The 11659-nt window shown below is 69.1% G+C and carries 7 protein-coding genes; 5 read left to right on the forward strand and 2 right to left on the reverse strand.

The genetic code is table 11. The annotated features are described in order from the left end of the window. Positions 1-558: TIGR03943 family putative permease subunit (locus ACFYW9_RS24845; RefSeq protein ID WP_389154276.1), on the forward strand; the 558-nt coding region annotated here is incomplete at its 5' end. A gap of 42 nt (positions 559-600) precedes the next feature. Here ACFYW9_RS24845 and ACFYW9_RS24850 read toward each other — a convergent pair. Then, positions 601-1371 (reverse strand): TetR/AcrR family transcriptional regulator, encoded by a 771-nt coding sequence (locus tag ACFYW9_RS24850; protein WP_351865592.1) that lies wholly within the window; start codon positions 1369-1371, stop codon positions 601-603. 290 nt (positions 1372-1661) lie between these two features. Between ACFYW9_RS24850 and ACFYW9_RS24855 the strand changes: the two genes are divergently transcribed. From ACFYW9_RS24855 to ACFYW9_RS24870, 4 genes are all read left to right on the forward strand, one after another. Further along, on the forward strand, positions 1662-3374 hold the full coding sequence (locus ACFYW9_RS24855) for an MFS transporter (RefSeq protein WP_389154281.1): 1713 nt from the start codon (positions 1662-1664) through the stop codon (positions 3372-3374). A gap of 377 nt (positions 3375-3751) precedes the next feature. Further along, positions 3752-4864 (forward strand): aminotransferase class V-fold PLP-dependent enzyme, encoded by a 1113-nt coding sequence (locus ACFYW9_RS24860; RefSeq protein ID WP_389154284.1) that lies wholly within the window; start codon positions 3752-3754, stop codon positions 4862-4864. A 272-nt stretch (positions 4865-5136) separates the two neighbouring features. Further along, a complete protein-coding gene (locus ACFYW9_RS24865; RefSeq protein ID WP_389154287.1) occupies positions 5137-5760 on the forward strand; it encodes a hypothetical protein in 624 nt (207 codons plus the stop codon). 259 nt (positions 5761-6019) lie between these two features. Then, entirely contained in the window at positions 6020-7531 is a 1512-nt protein-coding gene (locus tag ACFYW9_RS24870) for a DUF4246 domain-containing protein (RefSeq protein WP_389154290.1), read from the forward strand. A gap of 17 nt (positions 7532-7548) precedes the next feature. Here ACFYW9_RS24870 and ACFYW9_RS24875 read toward each other — a convergent pair. Further along, positions 7549-11659: condensation domain-containing protein (locus ACFYW9_RS24875; RefSeq protein WP_389154293.1), on the reverse strand; the 4111-nt coding region annotated here is incomplete at its 5' end.

Here is an 11659-nt window from a genome sequence, read left to right on the forward strand (position 1 = left end):
CACGATGCCGTGCCCGGGCCCGGGCACGGACACGGACACGGACACGCGCATCGGGAACCGCGGATCTCGTGGCTCCTCGTCCTCCCGCTGCTCGCGCTCATCCTGGTCGCCCCGCCCGCCCTCGGCTCGTACAGCGCGATGCGCACCGGTACGGCGCTCCAGGCCCCCTTCGGCTACGCCAAGCTGCCCGCCGGTGACCCGGTCCCCCTCGGGCTGGTCGACTACGCGGGCAGGGCGGCGTACGGCCACGGCCGCTCCCTCGACGGCCGGCAGGTGAAGATCACCGGTTTCGTCGCGCTCGACGGCGCAGGCGCTCCCTATCTCGTCCGCATGGCCCTCAACTGTTGTGCCGCCGACGCCCAGCCGGTCAAGATCGGCCTGTCCGGACGGATTCCGCCGGTCCTGCGGCCCGACACCTGGTTCGAAGTCACCGGCCGCTACACCCCCAGGCGCACGAAGGACCCGGTCAACGGCGGGCTCATCCCGTACCTCGACGTCAGCTCGGCGAGGCCGGTCCCGACGCCGCGCGATCCGTACGACGAGAGCTGGAACAACTGAGCCGAGAGGGGCGGGACGGATCCACGGCGGCCCGCCCCGGGCTCAGGCCTTCCGCTCCGGGAGATAGCTCGCCAGACCACGCAGGATGATCTCCAGACCGATGTCGAACCGCTCGTCGGAGGAGTCCGTCACCATCGTCCCGGACAGGGCTCGCAGATGGGGGAAGTCCTCTTCGGGCAGGGACGCGAAGTAGTTCTGCATCTCGTCGGCCATCTCACGCCAGTCGGGGCGGGCCAGCGAGCCGCCGCCGGTGTGCTGGGCGGCCCGGTCCTGCCACATGCCCTCCTCCAGGACGAACCCGTCGATGTAGGTGGAGATGAGGTCACCGGCCTCCGCCGCGATGCGGTCGGGCAGTCCCGCGGTCCGGAAGATGGCGAGCAACGACTCCACGTACGGCAGCAGTTCGGCGGTGAAGGGGACGTGCGCCATGGAGATCCTGGCCATGTCACGGTGGGACAGCAGACGCCACCGCCAGGAGCGCGCGTAGTCCCGCACCTGCTCCTGCCACCGTTCGGGGTCGGGCTCGGGCAGCGTGAAGCTAGCGAAGAGCCGGGTGTACATCAGCTCCAGGAGGTCGTCCTTGGAGCGGACGTAGGCGTAGAGGGCGGAGACCGCGACCTCCAGTTCGGCCGCCACCTGACGCATCGACAGTTTGTCGAGACCGGACCGGTCCAGCACGACGAAGGCGGCCTCGACGATGCGTTCGCGCGACAGCGGCTCGCGCGCCGGGGCGACGCGGGCGCGGACGGGACGCTCGCGCTCCCAGGGGGACGGCGGGGGTGATTCGGGGGTGCCGGCGGCCGCGTCGCTCATGACGACAGTCTAGGCGCCGGAGAGCAGCGTTCTCCCCTGGAGAGCGGCGTTCACCACCGCACAACGCGATATATCTTGTCGTCGTCGCAGAGTTGCGCTATATCTTAATGAACGCCGTTCTCTAGGTGAGCACTGTTCTATCGATGAGCACTGTTCTGTTAGGGTGAACGGCGTTCACCGGCGTCTCGTCTCCTGCTTCTTCCTCGTGACGGCGAGCCGGGCAGCCACATCCATCCGCCCCACCGCGCCCCGGCCCTACCCCGGCGCGGCCTCTTCGCGAGGAGTTTCCGATGTCCACCACCGGTGTCGCGTCCGCCGAGACGCCCATCGACTCACCAGCGCCCTACCGGTGGCGCTGGGCTGCGCTGTTCGTGATCCTCGCGGCCGAGGTGATGGATCTCCTCGACGCCGTCGTCACGAACATCGCCGGTCCCTCCATGCGGGCCGACCTCGGCGGCAACGCCTCCACGCTCCAGTGGCTCGCCGCCGCCTACACCCTCTCGATGGCCGTCGGACTCGTCACCGGAGGACGGCTCGGGGACATTCACGGGCGCCGCACGATGTTCCTGGTCGGAGCCGCCGGCTTCACCGTGGGTTCGCTGCTGTGCGCGGTGTCCGTGTCCCCCGGGATGCTGATCGGCGCGCGGGTCGTCCAGGGACTGTTCGGGGCCGTGATGCTGCCGCAGGGCCTCGGCATGATCAAGGAGATGTTCCCGCCGAAGGAGTCCCAGAAGGCCTTCGGCATGTTCGGCCCGGTCATGGGCCTGTCCGCGGTGTGCGGGCCGATCCTGGCGGGCTGGCTGGTCGACGCCGACTACTTCGGCACCGGCTGGCGCATGATCTTCCTCATCAACCTGCCGCTGGGCGCCGCGGCGATCCTCGGTGCCGTGCGCTACCTGCCGAGGGGCAGGTCCGACAGCAAGCCGCGCCTCGACATCCCCGGCATGATCCTGGTCTCCCTGGCCGCGCTGCTCATCATCTTCCCGCTGGTCCAGGGGCGTGAGTACGACTGGCCCGTGTGGACGTTCCTGATGATGGGCGCCTCCGTCGTCGTCTTCGTCGCCTTCGCCGTGTACGAGTCACGCCGCAGCAGGTCCGGCCTGGACCCGCTGGTCGTCCCGAGCCTCTTCCGCAAGCGCGGCTTCAGCGGCGGCATGATCCTCGGGCTGGTCTTCTTCTCGACCATGCAGGGCTTCATGCTCGTCTTCAATCTCTACACCCAGATCGGCCTCGGCTACTCGCCGCTCAAGGCGGGCCTGGTGATGGTGCCCTGGTCGGGCGGCATGATCGTCGGCTTCGGTATCGCCCAGGGTGTGGTCCGGTTCGGCCGGGCCGTGCTCCAGGCGGGCGCGCTGGTCATGGCGCTCGGTGTGTTCGGCGTGTGGCTGACCCTCGACCAGGTGGGATCCGGCGTCGGCCCCTGGCAGCTCCTGCCCTCGCTGCTCGTCACGGGCATCGGGATGGGCCTGCTCATGGCTCCGTTCTTCGACATCGTGCTCGCCAGCGTGGAACAGCACGAGACGGGGTCGGCGTCCGGCACGATGACCGCGGTCCAGCAGCTCGGCGGCGCCTTCGGCGTGGCCGTCCTCGGCACGGTGTTCTTCGGTCTGCTGGGCGGCGGGATCGCCACCGCCGTCGACCACCGCTCGGACGGCCTGCGAGGACAGCTGACCGCCGCGCATGTCGCGCCCGCGGCCCAGGAACGCATCGTGTCCGGCCTGCGCACCTGCACCTCGGACCGTGCCACGGCCAAGGATCCCGCCGCGACCCCGGCGTCCTGCGCGCGCCTGGAGAAGGACACCCGCTCCGCCGTCACCTCGCCCGAGGACGGCGCCCGGATACCCGCCGCGCTGCAGGCCACCGCGTCGTCGGCCTTCCGGAGCGGTTTCGGCTCCGTCATGCAGACGCTGCTCTGGATCGTCGACGGCATGCTGGCCCTGACGTTCCTGCTCGCGTTCCTCCTGCCGCGCCACGCGCGCCCCGAGGAATCCGCCGGACACTGAGCCACGGCGGCGCCATCGGCTTCGGCTTCGGCTTCGGCTTCGGCTTCGGCTTCGGCTTCGGCTTCGGCTTCGGCTTCGGCTTCGGTGAACGGGACGGCCGGGTACTCCCCGAGAGTGCCCGGCCGTCCCGTTTTCTGTGCGGTCTGCACCCGCGCCGACACCCCGGCCGGCGCCCGCGGCCAACCCCCGGGCCGGTGTGCGCGGAGCGCGACGCGTACCGTACAAGCGGGTGGAAACGCGCCCGGGACGGCGAGAACCGGTGATCCGGGTACGTCACCCCCGCGGCACCGCCACCCGGTGGCCCCGCCCCCACACCCGACCGACGCGCCCGTCCCGCACGTCCCGAACCACCCGCACCGTCCCGGAGGAACGAGTCCGTGCTCACGTCGTACGCAGCCCACTTCGACACACCCGCCGGGTATCTCGACTTCGCACGGTTCGGCCCGCCGTCCCGGGACGCCGTGGCCGCCACCACGCGAGCCATGGAGGAGTCCGCCCGCGCCGATCACACCACCGTGGACGGCCTGATGCGCGCGGAAACACTCGCACGGGACACGGCCGCGCGTCTCGTGGGCACCGACAGCCGGCACACCGTGCTGCTCCCCAACGCCTCCACGGGGCTGTTCCACGCCGCCCTCGGCATCCCGGGGGGTGTGGTCCTCGCGCCGCGCTCCGACTTCCCCGCCAACCACTATCCGTGGCGCCGTACCGCCGGCCTGGGCCGGGCCACGCCCCGCTGGCTCGATCCGGCGACCGGCGGCGGGGTCACCCCGGACCTGGTCCGCGCGGCACTGACCGACGACGTCGTCGCGGTGTCCGTCAGCGCCGTGGACTTCCGCACCGGATTCCGTGCGGACCTCGCGGCACTGCGCGAGGCGATCGGACCGGACCGGCTGCTGATCGTGGACGCCATCCAGGCGTTCGGTGTGGCCGCGATGGACTGGGACGCGGCCGACGTGGTGGTGGCGGGCAGTCAGAAATGGCTGCGCGCGGGCTGGGCGACCGGTTTCGCGGCACTGTCCGACCGCGCGCTGGAGTCCCTGGAACCGGTCCTCACCGGCTGGACGGGCGTCGAGGACGTCGGTCTCTTCGACGGCGCGGAACACCCGCCCGCGGCGGACGCGCGGCGATGGTCGATCACCAACCTCAGCCCGGTGACGGCCGCCGCGTTCGCGGCCGCGCTCGAACTCGTCGAGCGGCACACAGTCGCCGCGATCGAGGCCGCCATCGCCACCCGGATCGCCGAACTCACCGAGACGGTCGAGGAACACGGCGGCCGCGTCCTCTCCCCCGCCGACCCGGCGCGCCGCGCGGGCATCCTCTCCTTCACCGTGCCGGACCGCGATCCGTCCGTCGTGGCGAAGGCCTTGCACGCCGAGGGCGTCACCCCGACGGTACGCGCCGACTCGCTCCGGCTCTCCCCGCACGCGTCGACCCCGCCGGAGGCTTGCGAACGAGTGGCGGCGGCCCTGTCGTCGCTGGGGAACTGAATCCACCAGGCCCCTGGCTGGCTCCTTGCAGGATCGGGCCGTCTGCGGGTCGTCCGAGGGACCGACGACGACAGGCCCGCCGCCGGTCGTGTGGTGCCCCGGAGGACTTCTCCCAGATGAGGCGGGACCGTCATCAGTCCCAGAGGATCTGATTGCCTGAGCTCGGGCGCCTGGCCTGAGGCCCGGATCAAGTGTGACTTCATGTCCGGCACCGGTTGGCCCACCTACTTGGCGCCGGCGGCACTGTCAGACCATCGCGGTAGCGTCGGCCCATGACGTTCGACGGCGAAGCGGCAAGAAGGTTTCGGTTCAGGGACCCGGACGATGATCCGTGGCGGGGTGATGAGCGTCATCGGGTGATGGCCGAGGCGCTGAACCGCTACGGATTGTGGGATCACCTGTCGGCGGAGCTGCGTGAGTCCGCGATGACCGAGGCCGCGACCGGCTGCTATCCGCTGGATTTCGACGTTCTCCGCGACCAGGTCGAGTTCTTCGCGGACGGAGAGGAACTGGCCGAGGGCGGGGTCGAGAGGTTCCTTCGAGAGCTGGCACCGGCTCTGGTGCGCTACGGCGTGGTGCTGGAGGTCGAGACGGTCCGGGACGCCGACGACTACACGGTCTCGATCAACGGGATCCGTTGCGTGGTTCTGAGGCCCTCGGACTGGGAGAGCGGAAGTCCGTGGGCTTTGTCGACCGTCCGTCCCTTGGCTGTCGTCAACCAACTGCTCGCCGCTGCCGGGCGTAGCGCACTGCGTGCTCACACCCTCTGCACGGGTGGGAATGAGGGAATCGTCCTCCTGATGGACCCACGAGCCGCCGAGGCGATGCGGGCCAGCGGGTTGTTCCCCGAACATGAGGTGCCGGCGCTGGCCGACGGAACAGGCAGTGCCTACTGAGGTTTTCTGCGGGCGTCGAAATACAACCCAATCCATTCAGAATTCATGGATGAACGCGTCGACCCCATTTGACCATTGAACGAATTTCATCCTCTGCGACAGGGGTGCAACTTCCCGGCAGGTGACGGCAGTCCGGGCATCACGCGACCAAGTCGAGGCCCTGCGGCCCTGACCAGCGATGACAGGGGCCACAGCCGCGGTGTCAGTGTGCTGAAGTATCCTTCGCGCCACCGCACACCGACTGGGAGGACCGAGAGAATTGACTGGCCTGACTGCTTTCCCACTGCCCTTTCACGCTGCCCGTTCCCTATCGTTCGCGACACCGCGAACGCTGCGGGAACTGGAGATGATGCAGTGCAGCGCACACATTCGGGCGAAGCCGGCGTGGTTCGACAAGATGAACGACGCCGACATCGTGGCCCGGTGGACGCAAGAGGCGGTCGCCCAGGGCCTCACCGAAGCGCAGGTTTCGTACGTGCTCGCCGAACTCGCGCACTACGCCGCGCTGAGGGACGGACGAACCGGCGTCGAGGTGTCCGCCGTCGACGGGGTGTGGCAGTCGGACACCCTGGTCGACGACAAACTCAATTCCCGGCTGCGCGAGGCGGTTCAGGTTCTGGAACGGGTCCCCGACGCAGAACTGGACTGGCATCCCGGATCCGACGGCCAGGTACTGGATCTGGTTCATCCCTCACTGTTCTGCCTGGTGAAAGGAGTGAGCGGCGGGCCCGAGCGGGCTTGGCAGAACCCGACGAGCCGCTACTCGAAGTACGAATTCTCGGAGAAATTCCAATGGCTCCCCACGGACGTCGACGTCAGTGACGACGGCGATGTCACCTTCCGTTCGTACGTCAACAACGTCCACCCCGAGACTCATCGCGAACTCGCCTCCGTCCTGCCGGACTTGTTCGCACGCATGCGCCCACTGCTGGAGAACGTGCTCACCGATCTGCGCCATCCGCGGCCCCTGCGGATCGAGGCCGATCCTTACGGGTGGTACGAGTCGCGGGAGCCGGAGTATCCGGACAAGTCCTCCTACGGTGACGGTGACGCCTACGCAGAAGCTGTCCGTGTATGGGAAGAGGCCCATGACGTCTGGTGGGAGACCCGCCGCCCGACCATCCCGGACGCCCCGGCCTTCACCCCGCCCGAGTTGCCTGACGAATCCGCCCGGGTCGACCTGCGCGGTCGCCGTCTCCAGGTCATCGTCAAGCTCGCCACCATTCATCTCACCCCGGACAAGCCCGAGTACCCCGGCGGATCCTGGCATGTCGAGGGAATGCTGAACGAGCGGATCGTCTCGACCGGCATCTACTACTGGGACAGCGAGAACATCACCGAAAACCAGCTGAGCTTCCGGGCGGCACTCGACGACCCGAACTACGAACAGAATGACGACAACGGAGTGCGTGAGGTCTACGGCCTGGCGAACGAAGACGCGCTGAACCAGATGCTGGGATCGGCGTCGACCCCGGAGGGCCGCTGCCTGGCGTTCCCGAACATCCTGCAGCACCGCGTCGGCTCATTCCGCCTCATGGACCACACCCGCCCGGGGCATCGCAAGATTCTCGCCTTCTTCCTGGTCGACCCATCGGAAGAGATCACCTCGACGTCCGACGTGCCACCGCAGCAACCATGGTCCGACACCTCGACCATGACGCTCGAAGAAGCCAAGAGCTACCGCGAACAGCTCATGCAGGAACGCAAGTTCTTCGTCGACGAACACAACGAGCAGCTCTACGAACGAGAGTTCTCCCTCTGCGAGCACTGAACCTCCCGGCAACCCGGTCACTGTGCCAGCTTGCGGGCGATCACCTCCATGATCTGACCCGCGGGCCGGGGCATGTGCAGGTCGTGGTGCGAGGCGTCCACGTCGTACTCCTCGACGGTACCGAGGACGTAGGGCCGCCATCCGGGCCCGTACGACGACAGCCCGTCGATTTTGTCCGACTTCGCATTGAAGTACAGCAGGTCACCGCGGTAGACCGGTGACGCGAAGACGGCCATGGCGTTGAGGTTGTTGGCGCCCACCTTCGACATGTCCTCCAGGAAACCGTCCAGGTTGTCGGTGTTCATGTACTGGCCGAAGACCTCCTCGACATCCCCCCGGTACATCGCCGCGGTCCGGCCGGCCACCTGCTTGAACGGGCTGTCCGGGGCGGTGGTGGCCGGTGGGGCGTCCAGGACGGCGACGAGGCCGACGCGGTGGCCGCGCCGGTCCAGCTCCGCGGCGGCGGCGTGCACGACCGGGCCGCCGAAGGACCAGCCGATCAGGTGGTACGGGCCTTCCGGCTGGACGGCGAGGATCTGGGCGAGGTAGTCGTCGATCATCTCCTCCACCGAACCCGCCAGCGGATCCCTGCCGTTGGAACCACGGGACTGCAAGGAGTACGCGGGCCGGTCCTTCACGTACGGCGCGAAGGTGAAGAACGCCCAGCCCAGGCCGCCGCCTCCGTGGAAGAACCACAGCGGCGGCTTGCCCGTACCGGGATCCCTGTTCAGCGGCAGCACGACCCCGTACGAGTCGCTCTGGTCGTCCGGTGTGCCGCCGACGATCACGAGCCCGCCCAGCTCGGCCACCGTGGGATGGCCGGTGATCGTCCTGAGGGGCAGGTCGATGCCGAACTCCTCGCGGATGCGGACGCCGAGGCGGGTGGCCAGGTCCTCGTTCCCGCCGAGTTCGAAGAAGTCGTCGTCGACACCGACCGTGTCCAGGCCCAGCAAGTCGCCGAAGAGGGCGCACAGTTTCTCTTCGTGCGCGTTGCTCGGCCCCCCACGGCCGCTCAGGTTCTCCTCCTGGGAGTTGCGCGGACCACGGCCGCTCAGGTTCTCCACCTGGGAGTTGCGCGGACCACGCCTGTTCTCGGTGGTCGTGTGCTGCGTGGGCCGTGCTCGTAGGTCCTCCGGCACCTCGATCGCGCTGATCGGCGACTGCGGGGCGGCGACCAACTGGTCCAGCACCGAAACGAACTCGGCGGCGATGGCCCCGGCCGATCCTCTGTCGAACAACGCGGTCGCGTAGACGAGGTCGCCTCGCAGCGCCCCCGAACCGTCCTCGGCCATCGTGAACATCAGGTCGGTCTGTGCGGTGGACGTGAGGTGCTGCTCGAACTCCACCTTCAAGCCCTGGAGTTCGAGTTCCCGCTTCTCGAAGTTCTGCCAGGCGAACATCACCTGGAACAGCGGCTGGTACGCGGCGGAACGCTCGAGGTCGAGAGCCCCGACCAGCATCTCGAACGGCAGGTCCTGGTGCTCGTAGGCCGCCAGTGCCTTGTCCCGCACCCGTGCGAGCAGGTCCGCGAACGAGGGATCGCCGGACAGGTCCACCCGTAGCACCTGGGTGTTGACGAAGAACCCGACCATGTCGGCCAGCCCCTCGTCGGTGCGGCCGGCGATCGGGTTGCCGATCGGCACGTCCTCGCCTCCGCCCAGCCTGCCCAGCAGCACGCCCAGCGCGGCCTGGACGACCATCGCCATGGTCATCCCGCGTTCGTCGGCCAGTTTCCGCAGCCCGGCCGCCAGGTCCGGTTCCACCACGACGTCGACCACGTCACCCTCCGCGCTCCTCACCCTGGGCCTCGGGCGGTCCAGCGGCAGGCTCAACGGCTGTGGTACCCCGGCCAGTTCCTCGCTCCAGTACGCGATCTGCGCCGCGGCCAGACTGTCCGGGTCCGCCACGTCGCCGAGCAACTCGCGCTGCCACAGCGCGTAGTCCTCGTACTGCGCGGCCAACGGCTCCCACCGCGGCGCCCGGCCGTCCAGGCGTGCGGTGTAGGCCTCGGCCAGATCGCGTGCCAGCGGCACTCCCGAACTGCCGTCCGTGGCGATGTGGTGGATGACCAGGACCAGGACGTGCTCCTGAGCGGAGCGGCGCAACAGGGTGGCCCGCAAAGGGATTTCCGTCGCCAGATCGAACCAGTGCGCGGCGGCCTCGTCGATCGCGCGGGACTCGTCCTCGGGCGCCACCTCGATCACGGGCACCCGCACCGGCGCCTGTGCCGCCGACAGGATTCTCGGTTGAGGCTCACCGTCGCCGTCCGTCACATACGTGGTGCGCAGAATCTCGTGCCGGGCGACCACGTCTCCGATCGCGGCGGCCAGGGCGGCCTCGTCCAGTGGCCCTGTGAGCCGGAACGTCGGGGAGATGTTGTAGGTCGCAGCCCCGCGATCCAGTTGGTGCAGGATCCACATACGGCGTTGCGCGAAGGACAGCACGGTCCCGGTGTTCACCCGTGTGCGGTCGCGCGGCTCGAACCGGAGGCGCTGGGGAGTGGCCGCCTTCCGCGACCACTCGGCGAACGCGGCCACCGTCGGCAGGTCGAAGATCGTACGGATCGGAATCTCGATCCCCATCTCGGCACGGGCGCGATTGATCAGCCTGGTGGCCAGGAGCGAGTGGCCGCCGAGTGCGAAGAAGTCGTCGTCGATACCGACCCTCTCCAGACCGAGCAACTCGCTGAAGAGAGCACACAGTTTCTCTTCATGGGCGTTGCGCGGCCCACGGCTGCTCACGGTGGTGGTGTGCTTCGCGGGCAGTGCCCGCCGGTCGATCTTTCCCGCCGGGTTGAGCGGGAGCCGCGAGAGCGGTACGAAGGCGGCCGGAACCATGTAGTCGGGAAGCCGTTCGCGCAGGTACCCGGGCAGTTCGGCCAGCAGCGGGCCGATCGCCTTGGCCAGCGCGGGGGCGTTCGCCCGGACACGGTCGGCGGCGCCACCGGGAACGAAGCCTCCGGAGAGGGTCCGCCGCCCGTCCTCCCGTTCGGGCAGGAGGATCGCGTCGAAGCTGTGGACGGCCTCGCCCGACCAGGTGAGGACCGCTTCCAGGCCCTGCCGCCGCGCCCAGGCGACGACGTCCTCCGGATCGAGCGCCATGCCGGCAGAGGCGACGACGGTCCCCCGAGTACCGGTGGAGGTCGCCGCGGCGGCCTCCACGATGAGCCGGGCGTTGGGTATGCCGGTCACCCGCACCGGGCCGCCACCCGCTCGCTCGACGCAGCCACCCAGGCCGGCCAGGCCGGACACTTCCCGGCCCCACGCCACCGCGGGCACACCGGAAAGTTCGAGGACGTCGGCCGGATCCTTGTGCAGAACGACCTCGTAGCGGTGCCGGGTCAGCTCGTTGTGCGCCTGCCCCGCCTTCAGCCGGATGTCCACACCACCGGCATGCTCACGCGCCCACTCCGCGAACCACTCCGGAGCGACCACCAGTTCCCGCTCGGCGAGCAGTGCCTGTTCCACCAGCGTCCGCACCTCGTTCACGGACGCATGGGGATGCGCCGCGCCCTGCACCGCGGTGGCCAGGAGTCCGAGGGTGGCGGCGTTGCGGACGTCGCCGACGACGATCCGGCCGCCCGGGGCGAGGAGTCGCATGGCCTGGGTGAGCACCTGGTCGAGGTATGCGGCGCTCGGGAAGTACTGGGCCACCGAGTTGATGATCACGGTGTCGAAGGTTCCCTGGGGCAGTCCGGAGAGGTCGTCGGCCGCCTGGGCACCGAGGTGGACCCGGTCGCCGTGGCCGGCCTCCTCCGCCTGTGCCCGGACCCGGTCGACGACCGTGGGCGAGATGTCGGTGCCCCAGTACTCTTCTACCTCACCGACGATCTTCGCCAGCAGCAGACCGGAACCCACACCGATCTCCAGGACCCGGCGCGGCGCGAACCGCAGCACCTGGGCCACCGCCGCGTCCCGCCACTGCCGCATCTCTTCGAGCGGGATCGGCTCACCGGTGTAGCTGGAGTTCCAGCCCTGGAAGTCCTCACCCCACGCCCCTTCGGCCGAGGCGGTATAGGTGTCGTCATAGAGGTGGCGCCATTCCTCGACCTGGGCGGTGGTGTCGGCGACGGCGGTGTCGGGGTCGGGTTCGATGTAGGCGACCAGGCGCTGGTCGCCCTTCTGGTCC

It is taken from the genome of Streptomyces sp. NPDC002698 (assembly GCF_042888945.1).
Taxonomy (GTDB): Bacteria; Actinomycetota; Actinomycetes; order Streptomycetales; family Streptomycetaceae; genus Streptomyces.

Excerpts from the sequence above, each read along its gene's own strand:
- ACFYW9_RS24850 (WP_351865592.1), bottom strand. The coding sequence starts at position 1,371 with ATGAGCGACGCGGCCGCCGGCACCCCCGAATCACCCCCGCCGTCCCCC.
- ACFYW9_RS24855 (WP_389154281.1), top strand. The coding sequence starts at position 1,662 with ATGTCCACCACCGGTGTCGCGTCCGCCGAGACGCCCATCGACTCACCA.
- ACFYW9_RS24865 (WP_389154287.1), top strand. The coding sequence starts at position 5,137 with ATGACGTTCGACGGCGAAGCGGCAAGAAGGTTTCGGTTCAGGGACCCG.